The sequence below is a fragment of the Bradyrhizobium sp. SZCCHNS30572 genome, assembly GCF_032484415.1.
Lineage (GTDB): Bacteria > Pseudomonadota > Alphaproteobacteria > Rhizobiales > Xanthobacteraceae > Bradyrhizobium.
This window is the reverse complement of the sequence record NZ_JAUESY010000001.1, coordinates 845,331-863,812: the sequence shown is the minus strand read 5'-3', so window position 1 is coordinate 863,812 and position 18,482 is coordinate 845,331. Positions and strand designations below refer to the sequence as shown.

The window sequence follows — 18,482 nt, the reverse complement described above, 5'->3', positions numbered from 1 at the left end:
GAAGGCACACCGATCGAAAGATCATCATTGGCAAACACATCGCCCTCACCCGAGGTCGCAACGCTCCTCGTTACCCGGCTGAACCCGCTCCCCATCGTGTGGAGCTTCGTCAATCGTCCGGTCCTATGAGCGCTCGTTGCTTGTGGTTTGTTCCTCGTTGATCGTCAATCGTTCGTGCTCTGACGTTCGTCTCCCGCTTCTGATCTGAGCAAGCTCCCGTCGTCTATCGGTAAGGACGCCATCCTCTCAAGGTGGAAAGGAAGGTTCGATTCCTTCCGGGAGCGCCAGAACGCTTAGCAAGCAGATTGCATCGGCCGAGGGACGGATCTGATCGTCGGAGATCAGGCGAGTCCAATTGGGCTCGGTAGCCAACAAGCGTGCGTGGGGACGTCACCCCTCGCCCGGTGCAATCCCTGCGATCCACTCGACATCGCTGACCTTCCGCACTGCGCTTCATCACGGAGCGCAGCACGGAGCGACATGCGTTGCTCTACCGGACAACCTCCGGTTTTATCACAAGGAGTCTACTACATGAAGAAGTTCGCCTTTCTTGCCGCTGCCACCATGCTCGCTGCGCTGTCCGTGATGTCGTCCCCGGCCGCTGCCGGCGACTACACCGTCTACAACTCGGCGACCGGCCAGGTCGGCACCGGCAACCTGCATCTCGAGTACACGGCGCCGTCGACGATCGTCGAGAGCGACATCAACACCTGGCCGAGCATCGGCGCTGGTTCGGTCGACAGCCGGCCCTCGCACAACTTCTCGAAGAAGGCCTACGCCAAGAGCACCGTCGTCCAGAGCGATCCGTCGACCTGGTACATCTTCAGCCCCTCGGCGCGCTGATCAGCTGATCGTGACTTTCGGGAGGGGAGCAATCTCCTCCCGGGTTGCGTTTGTTTTGTGTTGCGTTTGCACGAATTGCGATGCAAACTGAGGGCAGGAGAAGCTCATGTTCGCCTTCGTAACCGGTCCGGAGTACCGCCTGCCCTTCGGCACATTCACCATCTGTCGCTTCCGGAAGAACCATGTGCATCGCGACGTCCAGAGCCTCAGCTGGACCGAGCCGATGGACCTGAGCGTCAGCGTTCCGGCGCTGGACCTGGCCGCCATTCACCCCGCCAACAACGACAACGAGAGGGTCGCCTGATGGACCTGCACTGGATCCACAAAGCCAGAGACTTCGCCAAGCACGCTCACGGCGCGCAGCTCCGCAAGTATACCGGCGTGCCGTATTGGCACCATCTGGAAGAGGTGGCTGGGATCCTGTTGCGCCATTCGCAGAACCCGCAGGTCGTCGCCGCTGGCTGGCTGCACGACACGCTTGAAGACACCTCGACCACATACGAGCAGTTGGTTGCGGAGTTCGACGCCACGATCGCCGAACTGGTGCTGGAGGTGACGGACGTGAGCCGTCCCGAGCACGGCAAGCGCCCGGTGCGCAAGAGGCTCGATCGACAATATCTGGCCGGAGCCTCCGCCTTCGGCCAGATGATCAAGTGCGCCGACACTATCAGCAACACCCGCGACATCGCCGAACACGATCACAGGTTCGCTCGCGAGGTCTACATCCCGGAGAAGACAGCTTTGGTGCCGGTCCTCGTGAACGCCAGGAACTTCTGCTACCCGCTGTGGCGCGCAGCGTTCGATGAGGTCGAGAAGGCAAGGTTCGAGCTGCAGATCGCAGCACAAAGGAGACCTGCAGCATGTTCCGCACAATCCGCGCGCTCTTCCGCATCAGGCAGCTGATGCGGATTGAGCAGGCAGCAAGGGCTGTTACACTCGAGATCGACCAGTACGACTGTCGGCTTAACGGCAAACCGCCTCGCGGCGACGACTCCCGGCCACCGAACGGTGACGACTACAACCGCATCCTGTCCATCACGGACGACCTGAAGCAGGTTCTGTGATGCCATTCGATCACGACGTCAAGCAGCTGGCCTACACGCTCGATCCCGCGTGCTGGGTCAGCTACAGCGGCAAGGGACGATGGTTCAAGGCGGCCATGGATGATCGGCGCAACGCCGCATTGAGGCAGGCGCAAGCGCAGATCGATGCCGTGAAGGCGCGTCATGCTGCTCGGTAAGAGCAGAGGGATCACGAGCGGCGCACCGGAGCGCATGTGCTGGAGACCGCCAAGTCTCTGGGTTGGCCGGACGATGGCGAGGGAGCGCTGGAGTTCCTGCTTCGGCGCACCCGGGAAGTTGCGATCGAGGACTGCAAGGGTGAGAGCGAGCCGGTTTGCGTCGCTTGCGGACAACCCTGGACTGGTGAAGCCTGCGGTCAGAAGGACAATGGCTGGCCGTTCGAGGTTTGCGCGCCGGTCAAGCCCGAGCGATAGCTTCCTCGATCTTCCGCTTCCGCACCAACCGAACTTGCTCCAGCATCTCGCCATGCGACAGGAACCTGATCTGGGACTTGTCCGTGGAGAGACGCATGGCCTGCACGGCGAACTCCGCCGTGACATCGAACCAGCTGCCAGCGAGGCGGCGATTGCCCTTGTCGAACACGCTGCAGACGTCGCCAGCTATCCGGTTGGCGAGCAGTTCCCCATCCACCCAGATGATGTGATGGACCTGCAGCTCCTTCCAGCAGCCAAGCTGCATGGTCTTTAGGCTGCTCTGCAAGTTCGCTGAGACGCCGATCCGCAGCGGCCGGCCGCCATCAGGCCCCACCGCATAGACGGAGCAGAAGCCCAGCTTCGTGAAGATCTCGCGCTCCTGCTTCGTCGAGAACCAGGGCAGGCCGTTTACGATTTCAGATTTCCCCATTCCACCAGTATGGGGGTTTGTGCGCTTGAATGCAAATTTTGCTTGCGCCGGACGACAATGCAAATTACGCAAATCAAACCCACTCAGGAGGGATAGATGACCGATAGACCGCCCGTGCTTTCCGCTGACGCCCTTCAGATCATGCCGGCCGAGCACAAGGCGCTGCTCGAAGTCCGGGAACTGTTCGCCAACGGCGCCTTCCACCACGACCACGAGATGAATTTTGGTCAGCCGAACGGCTTCAACATGGAGTGCCTGTTCGACAAACGCGAGTGCGGGACGACCGCTTGCATCGGCGGCTGGATGTGGGCTGTCATGAAGCGAGATGGCGCCACCGAGAGCCTGAACGGATCACGGTACGTCAAGGATGATCGCAGCTATCGCCTTCAGTTCCTGTTCTATCCGCCGCTCGATGACCTCAACGGCATGACCTACGACTACATCACGCCAGGCGCGGCGCTGTCGGCGATCGACAATTTCCTCTCCACGGGCGAGCCGAATTGGCCGCAGGCTTGCGGCATCGATGTGTCCTTCGAGATCGAAGATGCTTGACTTCAGCAAGCCCATGCAGACCCGGGAGGGGCTCCCTGCCCGGCTCATCGGCCGTGGCTTCTGGAATGGCCCCGACTGCGGACCGCTGTTGTTCGCTGTCAATTACGACGGCATCGAGCGGCTCGCTTTCCGGGAGGAGGACGGCCGCTATCCGAAGTGCCACCGCGGCGGTGAAGAGCAGTCCATCTGGGACATCGTCAACGTCGGCCCTGACGTGGTCGTCATCGTGCTCGGCGGCAACGCCCATGTCGCGCAGATGAAGATCGGCATGTCGGTCGAGATCCGCGACTACGACGTCGAGGCCTTCTCCGAGGATCCTGAAAACGGAATCCTGAGGGACAACCACGGGCGGCTCTATCAGAGCAGCCACTACAGCTGCTCCTAACCAACACCCCCGTTGAGCAAAGCGCGCCGCCCTCTGACGGGGGTGGGAATGCACGGCACGCACCAACCACCACCAAGGAGAGACTGAATGGACCCCACCATGGGCGAGACCGCCTTCGACGTTTCCGAGTCCGCTTCCGCGCTCGCGAATGAAACCGCCGTCGTCACTACGGCGTCGCCGGCAACTGCTCCTGAGACCAATTATCCGGTCGGCCTCGTCGACTTCAATGAGCCGTTCGAGGTGTTCGACTCCAACGACGACGAAGATCGGCACAGCAACGCTCGCGTCCTGGCTGTTCTGGCCGGCAACAACTATCCGGTGGTCGTCGTCTCGAACGACGGCAGTGAGGAGGTCGTCACCCAGTTCGACACCGATGGGAACAGCCTCAACGGCGACCTGAGCGTCGAGAACGTCGGCCCCGCGGTCGAGCAGACGAAGTTCGTGATCATCTTCAAGGACCGTCGCGAGTTCTCGCTCGGCGCCGAGCTGTATGACACCGATCAGGCGGCGTTCGACGTGGCGCGCAACGAGAGCGATGTCTTCGCAGTCCTGCCGGTCACGATCCCTGCCCTCAAGCAGGAGATCCCGCCGGTCCAGGTCGCCGCCACGTCCAATGACGACGAGGAGGACGAGGGCGAGGCTGTCGATGCCGGCCCGAAGTACGTCGCCGGCATGACGCTGAAGGCCGGCGACAAGGTGCGTGCGTATCGCAAGAACCGCGGTTCGCGTACCTGCACCATCCTCAAGACCCGCCACTACCCGGCGCACAAGCAGCTCTACATCCAGGCGGATGGCGAGAACCCCTACTGGGCGCTGAACAAGAACATCAGCCGCAACTGGTGATGCGACCTGCCCGCTCTCTACGGAGGGCGGGCATCCACCATCTCTTCGACCATTCAACGAGGCCATAGCATGAAAGAGCCAGTCCGCGTCATCGACGAGCCGACCTTCGCAGCTCGCCTTCGCGAGGCGCTGTCGAGCACCGATCTTTCCCAGGTGAACGCCGTCACCGGCCCCGGGCGATCAGGCGCCGTCGCCGCCGTTTATGCCTCTCATATCCTGCACATCCCATACATTCCGTATGGCGCCCGTTGTCCGGCAGGCTTCAAGCTGCTGATCGTCGACACCGCACGTGAGAGCGGCCGGACGCTGCGAAAGGCGGCCCGACGCTACCAGGACTCAGATCCAACCGTCGTGGTCGCCTTCGAGGAGCCGCCCCGTGTGATGTTCTGGTACGAGGCACCCAAGCCGCAGTTCTACCGGCACGAGAGCAAGGTGGCGGCCTGAAGCGCGCCATCCGCGGAGACTGCTATGAAGGTGAAATACTGGTCTGATCACGAGCAGCAAATCCTGCGCGACAATCCGCAGATGCCAGTCAAAGAACTGAGGAAGAAGCTCCCCGGCAGATCAGTCGAGGCCATCAGGCGCAAGCGGAATGATCTGGGGCTCACGGCCATGCGTGAGTACAGGAATTGGTATCCGTCAGACGACCGTCAGCTGATGGAACATGCCAAGACCAAGGGCGCGATCGAGATCGCTCGCCTGATGGGGCGCGCTCAAGGATCGGTCAGGACGCGAGCGGAAACCCTCGGCATCAAGTTCAAGAGCGAGGTTTCGAAGTATGCGACGACCGGCAACGCGCTCGTTGATGCAATCCGGCGTCGCTGCGAGGAAGACGGCATTGCCGTCCGCGACCTCGATCGCGAGCTGAAGACAGGAGCGTATTTCTCGAGTCATTGCCTGGGATCGAAGGCCAAGCGCCGACTCCCTGTGATGAAGCACATCGCCAAGGCCGTCGACTTCTTCGGCGGTGAATTGTTCATCGACTGGAAGGACGAATAGAGGAGGAACAATGAACTCAAGCCGGCCGTGATCTTGGCGGCCGGTGACTGAAAAGCGCGGTAACGAAGGGACATAAGCAACAGTGAGAACTCTTCTAGGACGGGCGGAGAAGAGTAGAAAGTACAGGATATGCGTCACAACAGGACAGGCGGTCTCGCTCGGCGGGTCCGCCTTTTTCGTTCACGGGACAGACCGGATCGGACAACGACAACTCCAAATCCCGCACACAGGAGACGTTGCCCGTGACTACCATTCGATACCGATCTAGGGACAGACCATAAGAGGCGCTCGAAGCGCCCAAACTTTTCGCTTGCTCTTTTGTTTGCTTGAATGCAAAAAGCGAACGGGAGAGGACCCCTCGCCGGCAGACGTGTGTCAGCTCGTTTGCTTGAATGCAATTTGCATGCACACCGGAGAAATGCATGTCCTTCTACCTCGTCCGGCTTGAGCCGGATCCGAACCAGCCCGGCGTCTGCACCGATGTGCCGCTGCCGGATTACGGCCCCTACGAGAAGGGGAGTGAGGCCGCCAAGGAGGCCAAGCGCGTTGCGGAATATCTCGGCGTCCGCGTTCAACCGCGGCGCATGAGCCAGTCTGGAGACTGGCGCGAGCGCCATCGCAAGCGTCTCGCCGATGGCATCCAGCGCGGCATTCTCAAGGCGCTGCCGGCGAAATGGAATCTTCCGCCGATCGACGACCACTTCGCTCACATCCAGATGATGAGCGCCCCCAACATGATCACCTTCGTCGCAACCGAAGAGGACGCGATCCTCGACAAGTTCACCTCGATCACCCCTGGCCGGTACATCAGCAGGTACTACGATATCGGCGACAGCAAGATCCCCGACGACCAGCGGCGCAAGCTGATCGCGGCGATCGACCCCAGCGGCGAGATCCACTTCGCCTCCTCTCCTGAAGACATCGCCCACGTCTACGCGAATGGCCCCTCCTCGTGCATGGACGGCGACCACTCGTTCTCGACTCCGGTTCGTCCGGTCTCGGTGTACGGGGCCGGCGACCTGGCGGTTGCTTACACGGTGAATAGCCGTGGCAGCATCCAGTCCCGTGCCGTCTGCTGGCCGGCGAACAAGGTCTATGGCCGCTGCTACGGCGACGTGCAGCGTCTTGAGTCTGCTCTTCAAGCAGATGGCTTCGAGACGCCACGTGAGGATCACTCCGCCGATGGCAACGGCCCCACCTTCGTCGGCGCCAGGATGCTCAAGGTGTTCCTGCGCAACGACGAAAACTACGCGGTGATGCCCTACTTCGACGACCTCAAGGTCTGCATCGATGCGGGAAATCACTGGATCACCGCGGACAAGGAGCCGTCTGTCGACGCGGCCGATCATCCCGACATCGTCAAGAGCGGCGGGACGAACGGCTATGCGGAGATCCAACGCTGGTGCCCGAAGATGCTTCGGTACTTCAGCAAGCGGTCCTTCAAGCAGGTCCAAGGTGTCGAGCAGCAATGGTCGGCTGGAGCGATCGAGAGCTACGCCTTCAGGTGCGAAGTCACGCAGGAACTGTGGCCCGACGAGGCGCAATACAAGGTCGTCATCCCGGACGGCGGTCGCTACGGCGACGACATGCGCGTCTCCAAGAAGTGGTTCGAGGAGAACGGAGCGATTTGCGAGGCGTCAAATCGGCCTTGCAAAAAGTCCGATCTCGTCGAGCACGACGGCAAGAAGGTCTCTCGCCATTGGGTGCGGCGAGAGAAGGAGCGCGCTCGACGTGAATACGGTCTCAGTCCGTATCGCGGATTGCGTGCCTGGGTCGATGAGAACGAGCAGTTCCCGATCAGCCGCATGGCTCGTCCGGAATTCACCATCCGCGACTTGATGGAAAGCCACTTCGATCCTCCCGCTTCACCACCCCGCGAAGTTGAGTACGTGACGGCCCAAACGATCGATGGCCGTACGATCCGTCGACGCATCGCCTAATCAGAAAGCAGAGCAATGAGCAACAAAGACCTCGAAACCCTCACCGCGATGCTGACCTATCGGCGGCCGGCGGGATCGCCAACGGAAGCGGAGTTCATCGAACGCTTCCTGATGCCGCTCGGCGTCAAGAAGGACCAGTTCGGCAATCATTTCCTCATCGTCGGCGAGGAAAGCCCGACTGTCCTGTGGTCGTCGCACACCGACAGCGTCCACAATCGGACCGGCTACCAGAAGGTCCAATACGACGGCAAGTTCCTCCGCCTGCCGGAGAAATCGAAGTCGAACTGCCTCGGCGCCGACTGCGCCTCTGGCGTGTGGATCATGACGGAGATGATCAAGGCCAAGGTGCCTGGTCTCTACATCTTCCATGCTGCAGAGGAGATCGGCTGCATCGGCTCCAGCGCGATCGCCGAGAAGAACCCAAAGTTCCTGGAAGGCATCCAAGTCGCTGTGGCGTTCGATCGTCGGCGCACGCACTCTGTGATCACTCACCAGGGACCGCGCTGCTGCTCGGATACGTTCGGCAACTCGATCGCTGCTCAGCTGCCCGAGGGATACAAGCTCGACCCGACCGGCTTCCTGACCGACACTAAGAAATACATCAACCTGGTGCCGGAGTGCAGCAACCTGTCGGTCGGCTACTTCGAAGAGCACCATCCGACCGAGAAGCAGGATGTTGATCACCTGGTCAAACTGCGCGACCACATGATCAAGATCGACCAGAGCAAGTTCGTGGTCGAGCGTGATCCGAAGAAGCCCGAGCTGCCCAGCCAGATCCTGAGCAAGCTGTCCAACTACCGGAGCAAGCGACCGTCCACGGTCTATGACCTAGTCTATCACAATCCGGGTCCGATCGCTCGCTTTCTGCAGGATGAGGTCGGTCTCACCTTCAAGGAGGTGAGCACGATCATCGAATGCCAGAACCAAAAGCCAGACATCGATCAAGGCGGCAATCTCTCGATCTCCGACCGGTTCGATGACGACAACGATTTCGGCTTCGGCTTGGGCTCGAAGATCGCCTCCTGATCAACCCACACCAACACCACTGAAAACAGAGAGACCACGCCATGAAGCTTGGAATGCAGGATCACGTCGACGTTGCGTCCGGTGTGCAGTCGGAGATCAAGGTCACGTTCGACATGAACGCGGTCGCCTTCTACGCCCAGATGTCGGGCCTGGCGAAGGACAAGATCGGCTACCCCATCCGCGAGATCTCGACCAACGCCTGGGACGCCTCCCGCGGCAATTACGAGGTCTATCTGCCGACCGGTCTGAACCCGGTGTTCCGCGTCCGCGACTTCGGTCCTGGCATGACGCCTGAGCAGATGCAGGAGGTCTACGCCAAGATGTATGCGTCGACCAAGCGCGAGAGCAACAACGACGTTGGCGGCTGGGGTCTCGGTCGCTTCTCGCCCTTCGCCTATCTGATCGGCGAGAGCGGAGCTGGCTCTTACAACGTCGTCTCCTACACGGACGGCATGATGCGGGCCTACGTGATGTCGCTGGCCGCCGGCGGCTTTCCGGTGTTGCGCCTGCTCGCCGAGCTTCCGTCCGACGAGCCGTCAGGACTGGACGTGTCGTTCCCGGTCCGCCGTGAAGACATCCACGCCTTCAACAACCGGGCTCACCAGATCCTGTGGTCGTTCAATCCACGCCCCAGGATCACCCCGGCGCCGGAGTGGAACGAGGCTGAGGTGTCGTCCTCTGGCGAAGGCTGGACCTGGTACAAGGATGATACGGTGCCGTTCTACGGTCCGCAGGTCCGTATGGGCTGCGTCATGTACCCCATCGATCTGCGCCAGATCGAGACCACCGGCTTCCTGCATCACGACGACACCGTGCTATTCGACGCGCCGATCGGCTCGCTGAAGGTCACGCTGTCCCGCGAGGAACTGGCCTACGACGAGAACACCAAGGGGACGTTGAAGAGCCTGGTCGCGTCGTTCGAGCAGAACTTCATCAACCAGGTCCGCCGGAAGGTGAATGCGGCCAAGACGCTGTTCGAGGCCTGCCAGGTGTTCGAGACCGAGCAGGAAGAGCTGGGGATGACCCGGCTGGAGAAGCTGCGCAGCCAGATCGATTGGAACGGCCGCCGGCTCCACCAGCACATCCTGAAGCAGGACTTCAAGACGGCAAAGTTGGGCAAGGACTGGCGGACGTTCGACAAGTTCGAGGACGTCGAGGTTCGCTCTTCCTGGGCTGCTGACGCCACGATCGTCATCGAGCACAATCCGAACTACTCGCTCAGCCGCTTCATGATGGCGGAGCTGGTCGGCAAGAAGGTGCTCTGGGTCCGCTGCAAGCGGATCAACCGCGATGCCACGCTCGCTCGCCTCGGCAATCCCGAGAACGTTGTCGACCTCGACAGCTTCAAGGTTCCGGTCGAGAAGCGTCGCGGCAAGACGGTCCGCAAGCGCCGCACCCTCGTGGTCAGCACAAGCGGTCTGACCAAGATGACACAGGACGTCGATCTGGCCGATGGCGGCGAGTACATCGAGGAGTCGACCGCGGGTTACGGCCGGCGGCGGCGCCACGACAGCTGGTTCTATGTCAACGGTCGTTCGATCAGCCTCTACGATCTCGACGGCGTGGTTTCTGACTGCGTGCGACTCGGCATCCTGGAAGTTGGTCAGATGTTCCTGATCAAGGGTCAGGATGCGGTGACCCCGGAGAACTGGTCGGAGCTGGACATCGTCTCCGACCTGAAGGCGAAGGTCGATCCGGAGCATCTGACCGAGAAGGACAACCGTACATCGATGGACAACAACCTCTCGGTCTGGGCCAAAAGCCGTCAGATCGAGCGGATGCCGGACGATGTCGGTTCGTTCTGGGCCAAGCTGCGCCAGACCCAGTCCATGCTCGCGAACCGCGGCAGCCGGACGACGACGCCGTCCGACATCGCCCATGGCGCCCTCAAGAAGCTCGGCATCTCTGTCGAGGTGAAGAGGGCAGATGATCCCGTGGTTGTGGTGGAGCGGGAATACGCAGACCTGTGTCGCAAGTACCCGCTGCTCCGGACGATCGTCAATCGCGCCGGCTACTACACCTTCGATGCCGACACCTATCGCCAGCTCGACCACTATTTCGGCCTCCTCGTTGACAGCCAGGAGTTCGCGAAGGTCGCGCCGCCGAAGGACAAGAAGGTCGTGGTCGAAGACGACGAAGACCTCGATCTCGACCTCGACGAAGACCTCGACGAGGCGGCCTGAAACCAACGGAAACCGTCATGATCCCGAGCATCATCACTGACACTTCGATCACGTTCATCGCACAGGGCCGGCCGTGGGTCCTGGCGATGGACCATCCGAAGTTCTGCGAGGTCAAGGAGCTGTTGCAGGCCGGCGAGGCCGACGCGAACAAGCTCGTTTGTCTCGCTGACGTTCGGGTGGCGGTCGAAGCGGCCACCGATGGAGCGGCCGTCCTCAATGAGGACGGTCTTTTCCTGAACGGCGAGAAGCTTTCGGAGGCGTGGGAGCAAAAGGCTCAGGCGGCTCCGGATGCGATGAAAGTCCTGCTCGTGAGCCCGGGAGACCGGGTTCGCGTCCAGGGCGATCCCGATGCGCCTGATGGCATCTACACGGTCGGCGATGTCGACAATGCCGATGCCGACAAGCGCGTCTACGTCGAGAGCGACGAGGATTTCTTCGGCTTCGTCGCCAATACCTCCATCATCGAGATCATCAAGGAGTGAGAAACCACATGGACTTCTCTCTGTTCAAGCACGCCGTCTCGGCACAGTTCAAGAAGATGCGCGACAGCCATCTGTTCTGCACGGCGGTCGACAAGGACCAGCTGTGGGACGCCTATCTCGAAAGCTTCCCCGCCGGGTCCAATCCGGTATTTCGCGAGCGCAGGGAGCATGACTGCAGCTGCTGTCGTCAGTTCATCCGTGCAGTCGGCAACGTGGTCGCGATCGTCGACGGCAAGCTGGTCTCGATCTGGGACGGCAAGGTGTCCGACCCGGTTTACCAGACCGTCGCCGATGCGATGTCGCGGCTCGTGAAGTCCCGGGCGATCGCGGACGAGTTTTTCCACTACGAGGCGTCGGTCGGAACCGACAAGAACTTCGAGGACGTGCTCGGCAAGGTTCAGACCTGGGAGCACTTCCACCTGCACCTGCCGGCCGGCCGCGTCATGCGTGGCGACATGCTGGCGACCAAGCGTTCCGAGATCCGCTCGTCGCACGACGTGTTCCAGCGCGCCCTGACCACCCTCTCCATGGACTCGATCGACACCGTTCTGGAGCTGATCGGCCAGAACTCGCTCTATCGCGGCCACGAGCACAAGTTCGCCGTGGAGGCCTTCCGGAAGGCCAAGGTGGCGTTCGATCGGCTGCCGCAAGATCAGCGCGACCCGTTCGTCTGGCTCGCTGTGAAGGCCAATCCGGGGTCTGTGACGGGCATCCGCAACACCTCGATCGGCACCCTGCTCATCGATTTGTCCGAGGGCATGGACATGGACGGCGCGGTCCGCAAGTTCGAGGCCATGGTGGCACCGGCCAATTACAAGCGGCCGACTGCCCTGGTGACCAAGGCCATGATCGAGAAGGCCAAGGCCACGATCACCGAGCTGGGGCTGACGGGCGCCCTGGAGCGGCGCTACGCCCGCACGTCGGACATCTCGACGGCCAACATCCTGTTCGCAGACAATGCGACAAGGAAGGTGATCGACGGTGACGTGTTCGACTCCATCCAGGTCAAGCCAAGCACCCGGAAGATCGACAAAGTCGAAGAGCTGCCGATCGAGAAGTTCATCTCGCAGGTCGTTCCGAGCGCCCAGTCGATCGAGGTGATGTTCGAGAACAAGCACATCTCGAACCTGGTCAGCCTGATCGCGCCGGTCGATCCAGGTGCAGCCCGACTGTTCAAGTGGGACAACAACTTCTCCTGGTCCTACAACGGCGACATGGCGGACGGCGTTCGTGAGCGCGTCAAGCAGGCCGGCGGCAACGTCAGCGGTGACCTGTGTTGCCGTCTCGCATGGTCCAACTATGACGATCTCGATTTCCACATGCGCGAGCCGGATGGGAACGAGATCTATTTCGGCAACAAGGGTCAGCGATCCCGCTGCGGCGGCATGCTGGACGTCGATATGAATGCCGGCGGCGGGCAGAGCCGACATCCGGTCGAGAACATCTTCTACAGCTCGCAATCGACGATGCGGGAGGGCGTCTACGAGCTGATCGTGGAGAACTTCTGCAAGCGAGAGTCGGTTGATGTCGGCTTCGAGGTCGAGATCGACTGGCTCGGCCAGATCACGCGGTTCGCCTATCCCAAGGCGGTTCGCCACAAGGAGAAGATCTCCGTAGCGAAGCTCAAATACTCCCGAGCCAAGGGCATCGAGATCGTCTCTTCCATGCCATCCACGCAGTCGACGAAGACGGTCTGGAACATCGCAACCCAGACCTTCCACCCCGTCAACCTGATGATGCTGTCACCGAACTATTGGGACGGTCACGGCGTCGGCAACAAACACTACTTCTTCATGCTCGAAGGCTGCCTGAACGACGGACAGGCGCGCGGGTTCTTCAACGAGTTCCTCCGCGAAGATCTCTCCAAGCATCGGAAGGTCATCGAGATCGTCGGCTCGAAGATGAGGACGGCCGAGTCGGCCGACCAGATCAGCGGCCTCGGCTTCTCCAGCACACAGCGCAACGAGATCCTGGCCAAAGTGAAGGGCAATTTCACCCGGACCGTCAAGGTCGTATTCTGAAGGAGAACTGAATGTCAGATTTGTTCGAGAAGGCCTCTCGCCTGAAGCTCCGCTTCCCCTCCCCGCTCGGCGGTGGCGGCCTGACGGTCGAGCAGCTGTGGGACCTGCAGATCAGCAGCAGGGCCAAGAACAGCGCGGACTTGACCAGCATCGCCCGCGAGCTGAACCGCCGGCTCAAGGACAGCAGCACCGACGATGACCTGCCCTGGCTCAGCAGCTCATCCAAGGCCGACAACGAGCTGCAGCTCGCCTTCGACATCGTCAAGCACGTCGTCGAGACGAAGAAGGCCGAGGCCGAGAAGGCTGCCGAGACCGCGGCGAACCGCGAGAAGAAGCAGCAGATCCTGGCGCTGATCGCCGCCAAGGAGACCGAGGAGCTGGGCGGCAAGTCGCTCGACGACCTCCGCAAGCTCGCTGCGGAACTGTGATGCGATCGGCCGGGTGGCTTCGTGCTGCCCGGCCCCTTGCTTGAATGCAAACAAACAGAGGATCCGATGCCAGAGACGGCAAAATGCACCCTTTGCGCTGAGGTGGAGGTGCCAGGCTTTTATCACGGTTGCATGGTCGCCGATGGCCATGTGCTGGACTGGCGATGCGACGGCCATGGCAACCTGACGCGCCCGACGTTCCGCGAGGCGCTCGACAGCTTCTATGAGGGTTGCAAGAAGATCGCTGACGGCCAGCGTATGGCGCAATTCTCTTCGCTCGGCCCCTACCGATGGCACATCCAGGAGTTACGCAAGCGCTGGCGCATCATCCAGGACACTGGCGTGTTCTGCTTCGTCGACAAGGCAACCGGAGACGTCCTGAAGCCAGCTTCCTACGACAAGCCGGCAAAGCACGCCCGCGGCAACATCTTCGATGCCCAGAACGGCCTCGGGAAAATCACCCAGTATGGCCCAGCCTATCTCCGCTGAAGGAACTCGAGATGACTGAAGATGAACTCAAGGCTCTGTACCTAGATGGCGCCTCTCCCAAGATGGTCACACCGATCGGCTTCGAGGCCCGAACCCTGCTCTATGGCTACAACAAGGATCGCGAGAGTTGGCACGTCTATCAGAAGGACGGCGAACTGCATCTGCTGATCTATCGCGACGATTTCTCGCCTCCGGTGTTCCACGGACACGGCTCGGAGCTTCCGGCCGAAAACCTGGTGCCGAATAAGCGCCTCTATCCCGAGGCCTGCGACTTCGAGTTCTGCCTGCGACTGCGCCGACTCGGTGTCCTGATGACCTTCACCACCTTCGGCGGAATCGAAGACCCCGAGAGCCGTCGTCCATTCTTTGGAAGGGTTATGTGACATGCCAAAGTTTCGAGTTGCCCTGGAAGCATCCGCCGCGATCGGTATCGAGATCGAAGTTGACGCCGTCGACGCGGTGGCAGCTGAAAAGGTTGGAACGGCCTGGCTTTCCGAGAATAGGAGCACCTGCGATCGCATCGTGTCGGAACTGATCAGCGTCGATGATAATGCGACCCGGGGATATGCCGAAGCACTCATGCTTCCCGTCACCCACGTCAAGGTCTGCCAACCTGACGAAGAGGGTTTCGAAGTCGTCGACGTGTTCACGCCAGACTGCATCCGGGGATGACACCTCTCTTCAAAGGGTTTCTCTGATGACCTACTACACGGATAACCGGTTCGATACCCGTCAAGCGACGTCATACCACTATTCCGCGCCGATCGGGCCGCATGGCCGGGTCAGTCACCTGTCCATCAATACCAAGGCCTTGCCGGGATACCCGGGATGGCACCTGTTGAACATGTACGGCGACTACGCCTACAGCGTCGAGTGCTCGACCCGAGATGTTCTCGGAGCGATCGCTTTGCTGCAGGCGGAATGGATCGCCGAGGTCGCCGAGCGATGGCATAGGAGCTATTGATGTCCAAGATGTTCACTGATCTGCAACGCCGCATCATGGCACGAGCCATTTCGCAGAGCGTCAGCGAGACCATCTACCTGCGCAAAGGACACTTCCCGGCTACGCGCAGCCTGATCGAGAAGGGCTTCCTCGATCAACACGCCTACGGGATGATCCAGACTCAACACGTGACGCCGGAGGGCAAGGCCGCCTTCTTTACCGAGCATGGCGACGTGTTCGCAATCCAGGACATCTACGACAATTACTGGATCATCTTCGAGGATCGCAAGGTGATTGCGAAGCCGCGCAGCGAGGAGAACGCCAAGCGCATCGTCACCGCGCTGAAGGTGCTTCGCCAGCAGGAGCGCCTTGAGCAGAAAGCCGCCGCTTGATTTGTTTTTTCATTTGCGTGAATGCTAATCGATGCTAACGTGTCCGCACCCAACCAGACGAGGAACATATGTCTAGCACCGCGGCAGCGCCCGCCATCTACGTTCCGTCGCCGCAGCAGGCCGACTTCCAGAAAGAGGCCTGGAACGGGACCAGCTCGATCGTGCTGATCGCTGTGGCCGGCGCCGGCAAGTCCACCACCATCGTTCACACGGTCAGCCGTATGCGCGGCAGCAGCGTAATCCTGGCCTTCGGCAAGAAGATCGCCGTCGAGCTGAAGGACAAGCTCCAGAAGCTGGGCATCGACTGGAAGAAGGCCGAGGCCTCGACCTGTCATGCGATCGCACTCCGGAACCTCCGGAAGGACCGGCGCTTCTCCGGCGTGAGGATCGACGAGGAGAAGGTTGGCCGGATCACGGCCGGCTGGATCGATACCAACCGGATCGATGCCTCGCTCGCTCCTCATGTTGGCGTCGTGGTTCAGCTCGTGGGCCTTGCCAAGCAAGCAGGCATTGGCATCCCTGGCTGCGGCGATATCGAGGACACCTCGGTCTGGGAGGATCTCGCAGAGCACTTCGACCTCTTCGATGAAGAAGCCCTGGAGAAGAAGGCGGACGACCTGATCGATCTGGCGATCGAGGTGCTGAACGAGTCGAACAGCAACCCGCAGGTCATCGACTTCAACGACATGATCTATCTCGCCCTGCTCTATCGGGTGAAGATGTGGCAGTACGACACGGTCATCATCGACGAGGCGCAGGACACCAACACGGTGCGCCGGCTGCTGGCACGGGCGCTGATGAAGCCCAACACCGGCCGGCTGTTCGCGGTCGGCGACCCCCACCAGGCCATCTTCGGTTTCACCGGGGCCGACAATGACAGCCTGGACATCATCAAGCAGGAGTTTGGCGCCAAGGAGATGCCGCTCACGGTCACCTACCGGTGCCCGAAGAACGTGGTCAAGTTCGCCCAGACCTGGGTCAATCACATCCAGGCCCACCCCTCTGCTCCCGAAGGCAAGATTAGCCTTGAGACATTCGAGCAGATGATCCAGCAGCGCGACCGCCTGAACGGCGACTCGGCGATCCTGTGCCGCAACACCAGGCCGCTCGTGAACGCCGCCTTCGCCCTGATCCGGGAGAAGGTGCCGTGCCGCATCGAGGGCCGCGACATCGGCGAGCAGCTCAAGAAGCTGGCCACCCGCTGGAAGTCCATCAACACCATCCCGGAGTTGGAGGACAAGCTGGAGGACTGGCTGGAGAAAGAGAAGGAGCGCTGGCTGCCGAAGAAGAAGATGTCAAAAGTCCAGGAGGCCGAGGACAAGTTCGAGACCCTCAAGGTCATCATGGATGCATGCCGTGACGACAAGCACGACAGCATCTCCGCGGTCGTGGCCTACATCGACAACATCTTCGCCGACAACGTCGAGGGCATCCTGACGCTCGCAACGATCCACCGGTCCAAGGGCCGGGAATGGAAGCGGGTCTACTGGCTGGATCGGTTTGGCACCTGTCCGTCCAAATACGCCTCGATGCCCTGGGAGAAGGAGCAGGAGGTCAATCTGCAATACGTGGCCGCCACGCGCGCCATGGAAGAGCTGATCGACCTGATGCCGCCGCTGCCCAAGGTCAAACCTGTGAACGACAACCAGCAGCCTGCCCAGGGCCAGCTGCCGCTGACACAGAAGGTGGCTTGATGCTGCCGAAGCTCGTCTACCCCTACGGCCGGCCTCCTGAAGGGAGTTCAGTCCTCTGGCGGTGCGAAGCCCAGCGATATTCCGTGTGCATCGATCCTGACGCCGATCGCTACGGCGTCACGGATCCGCAGCTGGAAATGCGCTGGCATCGCATCATCAGTCGAACCCCGAAAGGGGCCTGGATCAGCGGACGCTTCGTCCTGTTGACAGCAACTAAGCGATGGGCCTGTCCAACCGAGGAAGAGGCCCTCGAATCCTTCATCGCAAGGAAGCGAAAGCAGATCAGCATCCTGAGCCACAAGCTCCATCGCGCGGAGCAGGACCTGGCGCTCGCTTTTCCCCATATGCACGTCCTCAGACTTGCTTGAATGCAAACAAAGGAGTTCCCATGAACGGATGTATCGTATGGAAGGGTCCGTCCGAGGTGGACGGCAGCCCCATTATGCTGATCGCTACCGGCCTTGAGGATGGCGGCAGCAACTCCAAGACCGGTGCGATGGCGCAGCTCTACATCCTGCGCCAGGACATGAACCCGCTGAAGGCGAGCCAGACCGGCGACGACAAGGCGATCTGCGGCAGCTGCATTCACATGGGCAAGGTGGTCACCGACCCCAAGACAGGTCTTCGCCGAAACGAGGGCCGCTCCTGCTACGTGATGCTGTGGCGCGGTCCGCACGTCGTCTTCGACGCCTACCAGCGTGGTGTCTATCACGAGGTCACGCTCGCCAAGGCCCGTAAGCTGCTCGCCGGCAAGCGCGTCCGTGCCGGCGCCTATGGCGATCCTGGTGCGATCCCGATGGCCGTCTGGGAAACGATCCTGGGCAAGGTCCAGGACGTGACGGGCTTCACGCACATGTGGCGCGAGAAGCCCGAGCTGGCGGCCTTCTGCATGGCCTCCTGCGACACCGAGATCGACCGCGTGCTCGCCAAGGCGCTCGGCTTCCGGACCTACAGGGTGCGTCCTGAGGGCGCTCCGAAGCTCGCTGGTGAGGGCCACTGCCCCGCGTCCAAGGAGATGGGCAAGGCCACGCAGTGCGCCCAGTGCCTGCTCTGCGGCGGCCACAAGTCCAAAGCCAAAGCTGACATCACCATCCAGGTCCACGGTCCTGGCCGCAACAACTTCCAACCAGTGCTGGAGGCTGCGTAATGGCAAAGAACGCTGAATATTTCGGCCGCGGCTCCGTTGGCCTGCTCGAATCGCTCGACGGCGACGAGGACATCGCGAGCCTCATCAGAACCACCCGCGGCAGCAGCCGCTCGACCCCACGCAGCACCGATCGCAGCCGGCGCTACGAGTCGGAAGACGGCTACGACGAGATGGACTTCGCATAGGAGCA

The 18,482-nt window shown here is 61.2% G+C and carries 26 protein-coding genes and 1 tRNA gene; 26 read left to right on the top strand and 1 reads right to left on the bottom strand.

The annotated features are described in order from the left end of the window. The first annotated feature begins 212 nt into the window (after positions 1-212). The 6 genes from QX048_RS04080 to QX048_RS04055 all read left to right on the top strand — a co-directional run bounded on the left by QX048_RS04080 (position 213) and on the right by QX048_RS04055 (position 2,083). Positions 213-287: transfer RNA gene (locus QX048_RS04080), tRNA-Glu, on the top strand. A 244-nt stretch (positions 288-531) separates the two neighbouring features. Further along, complete coding sequence (locus QX048_RS04075) at positions 532-843, top strand: hypothetical protein (protein WP_316200969.1); 312 nt, start codon at positions 532-534, stop codon at positions 841-843. A 106-nt stretch (positions 844-949) separates the two neighbouring features. Next, entirely contained in the window at positions 950-1,147 is a 198-nt protein-coding gene (locus tag QX048_RS04070) for a hypothetical protein (protein ID WP_316200970.1), read from the top strand. Further along, positions 1,147-1,746, top strand: a complete 600-nt coding sequence (locus tag QX048_RS04065; RefSeq protein WP_316200971.1) for an HD domain-containing protein — start codon at positions 1,147-1,149, stop codon at positions 1,744-1,746. The genes QX048_RS04070 and QX048_RS04065 overlap by 1 nt, the downstream gene beginning before the upstream one ends. Beyond that, the gene (locus QX048_RS04060; protein WP_316200972.1) at positions 1,704-1,907 is read left to right on the top strand and encodes a hypothetical protein; all 204 of its coding nucleotides are present in this window, start codon (positions 1,704-1,706) and stop codon (positions 1,905-1,907) included. Before QX048_RS04065 ends, QX048_RS04060 begins: the two co-directional genes overlap by 43 nt. Beyond that, positions 1,907-2,083, top strand: coding sequence for a hypothetical protein (locus QX048_RS04055; RefSeq protein WP_316200973.1), 177 nt, complete (start codon positions 1,907-1,909; stop codon positions 2,081-2,083). Before QX048_RS04060 ends, QX048_RS04055 begins: the two co-directional genes overlap by 1 nt. Before the next feature lie 238 nt (positions 2,084-2,321). Here QX048_RS04055 and QX048_RS04050 read toward each other — a convergent pair whose 3' ends face one another. Then, on the bottom strand, positions 2,322-2,840 hold the full coding sequence (locus QX048_RS04050) for a hypothetical protein (RefSeq protein WP_316200974.1): 519 nt from the start codon (positions 2,838-2,840) through the stop codon (positions 2,322-2,324). A 24-nt stretch (positions 2,841-2,864) separates the two neighbouring features. Between QX048_RS04050 and QX048_RS04045 the strand changes: the two genes are divergently transcribed. The 20 genes from QX048_RS04045 (at position 2,865) to QX048_RS03950 (ending at position 18,477) form a co-directional block, all read left to right on the top strand. Then, the gene (locus QX048_RS04045) at positions 2,865-3,320 is read left to right on the top strand and encodes a hypothetical protein (protein ID WP_316200975.1); all 456 of its coding nucleotides are present in this window, start codon (positions 2,865-2,867) and stop codon (positions 3,318-3,320) included. Next, complete coding sequence (locus QX048_RS04040; protein WP_316200976.1) at positions 3,313-3,705, top strand: hypothetical protein; 393 nt, start codon at positions 3,313-3,315, stop codon at positions 3,703-3,705. Before QX048_RS04045 ends, QX048_RS04040 begins: the two co-directional genes overlap by 8 nt. An 87-nt stretch (positions 3,706-3,792) precedes the next feature. Further along, positions 3,793-4,548, top strand: coding sequence for a hypothetical protein (locus QX048_RS04035; RefSeq protein WP_316200977.1), 756 nt, complete (start codon positions 3,793-3,795; stop codon positions 4,546-4,548). 69 nt (positions 4,549-4,617) lie between these two features. Further along, the gene (locus tag QX048_RS04030; RefSeq protein WP_316200978.1) at positions 4,618-4,992 is read left to right on the top strand and encodes a hypothetical protein; all 375 of its coding nucleotides are present in this window, start codon (positions 4,618-4,620) and stop codon (positions 4,990-4,992) included. A gap of 24 nt (positions 4,993-5,016) precedes the next feature. Next, complete coding sequence (locus QX048_RS04025; RefSeq protein WP_316200979.1) at positions 5,017-5,547, top strand: hypothetical protein; 531 nt, start codon at positions 5,017-5,019, stop codon at positions 5,545-5,547. A gap of 422 nt (positions 5,548-5,969) precedes the next feature. Beyond that, positions 5,970-7,487 carry a hypothetical protein gene (locus QX048_RS04020; RefSeq protein ID WP_316200980.1) on the top strand — a complete coding sequence of 506 codons (1,518 nt, stop codon included), beginning with the start codon at positions 5,970-5,972 and terminating at the stop codon, positions 7,485-7,487. Between the two features lie 15 nt (positions 7,488-7,502). Then, positions 7,503-8,513, top strand: coding sequence for a M28 family peptidase (locus tag QX048_RS04015; protein WP_316200981.1), 1,011 nt, complete (start codon positions 7,503-7,505; stop codon positions 8,511-8,513). Positions 8,514-8,554: 41 nt separating this feature from the next. Continuing rightward, entirely contained in the window at positions 8,555-10,696 is a 2,142-nt protein-coding gene (locus tag QX048_RS04010; protein WP_316200982.1) for an ATP-binding protein, read from the top strand. 17 nt (positions 10,697-10,713) lie between these two features. Beyond that, a complete protein-coding gene (locus tag QX048_RS04005) occupies positions 10,714-11,178 on the top strand; it encodes a hypothetical protein (RefSeq protein WP_316200983.1) in 465 nt (154 codons plus the stop codon). An 8-nt stretch (positions 11,179-11,186) separates the two neighbouring features. Beyond that, entirely contained in the window at positions 11,187-13,199 is a 2,013-nt protein-coding gene (locus QX048_RS04000) for a hypothetical protein (RefSeq protein ID WP_316200984.1), read from the top strand. Positions 13,200-13,210: 11 nt separating this feature from the next. Then, on the top strand, positions 13,211-13,627 hold the full coding sequence (locus QX048_RS03995) for a hypothetical protein (protein WP_315740045.1): 417 nt from the start codon (positions 13,211-13,213) through the stop codon (positions 13,625-13,627). 66 nt (positions 13,628-13,693) lie between these two features. After that, positions 13,694-14,116 carry a hypothetical protein gene (locus QX048_RS03990; protein ID WP_316200985.1) on the top strand — a complete coding sequence of 141 codons (423 nt, stop codon included), beginning with the start codon at positions 13,694-13,696 and terminating at the stop codon, positions 14,114-14,116. A gap of 11 nt (positions 14,117-14,127) precedes the next feature. Further along, entirely contained in the window at positions 14,128-14,499 is a 372-nt protein-coding gene (locus QX048_RS03985; RefSeq protein WP_316200986.1) for a hypothetical protein, read from the top strand. Between the two features lies 1 nt (position 14,500). Beyond that, positions 14,501-14,788: a hypothetical protein gene (locus tag QX048_RS03980; protein ID WP_316200987.1), complete on the top strand. Its 288-nt coding sequence runs from the start codon at positions 14,501-14,503 to the stop codon at positions 14,786-14,788. A 25-nt stretch (positions 14,789-14,813) separates the two neighbouring features. Then, positions 14,814-15,080 carry a hypothetical protein gene (locus tag QX048_RS03975; protein WP_316200988.1) on the top strand — a complete coding sequence of 89 codons (267 nt, stop codon included), beginning with the start codon at positions 14,814-14,816 and terminating at the stop codon, positions 15,078-15,080. After that, positions 15,080-15,451, top strand: coding sequence for a hypothetical protein (locus QX048_RS03970; protein WP_316200989.1), 372 nt, complete (start codon positions 15,080-15,082; stop codon positions 15,449-15,451). The genes QX048_RS03975 and QX048_RS03970 overlap by 1 nt, the downstream gene beginning before the upstream one ends. 68 nt (positions 15,452-15,519) lie before the next feature. After that, positions 15,520-17,145, top strand: a complete 1,626-nt coding sequence (locus QX048_RS03965) for an ATP-dependent helicase (protein ID WP_316200990.1) — start codon at positions 15,520-15,522, stop codon at positions 17,143-17,145. Then, positions 17,145-17,513 (top strand): hypothetical protein, encoded by a 369-nt coding sequence (locus QX048_RS03960; protein ID WP_316200991.1) that lies wholly within the window; start codon positions 17,145-17,147, stop codon positions 17,511-17,513. The genes QX048_RS03965 and QX048_RS03960 overlap by 1 nt, the downstream gene beginning before the upstream one ends. 20 nt (positions 17,514-17,533) lie before the next feature. Continuing rightward, entirely contained in the window at positions 17,534-18,292 is a 759-nt protein-coding gene (locus QX048_RS03955) for a hypothetical protein (protein ID WP_316200992.1), read from the top strand. Then, positions 18,292-18,477, top strand: a complete 186-nt coding sequence (locus QX048_RS03950) for a hypothetical protein (RefSeq protein WP_316200993.1) — start codon at positions 18,292-18,294, stop codon at positions 18,475-18,477. Before QX048_RS03955 ends, QX048_RS03950 begins: the two co-directional genes overlap by 1 nt. The last annotated feature ends 5 nt before the right edge of the window (positions 18,478-18,482 follow it).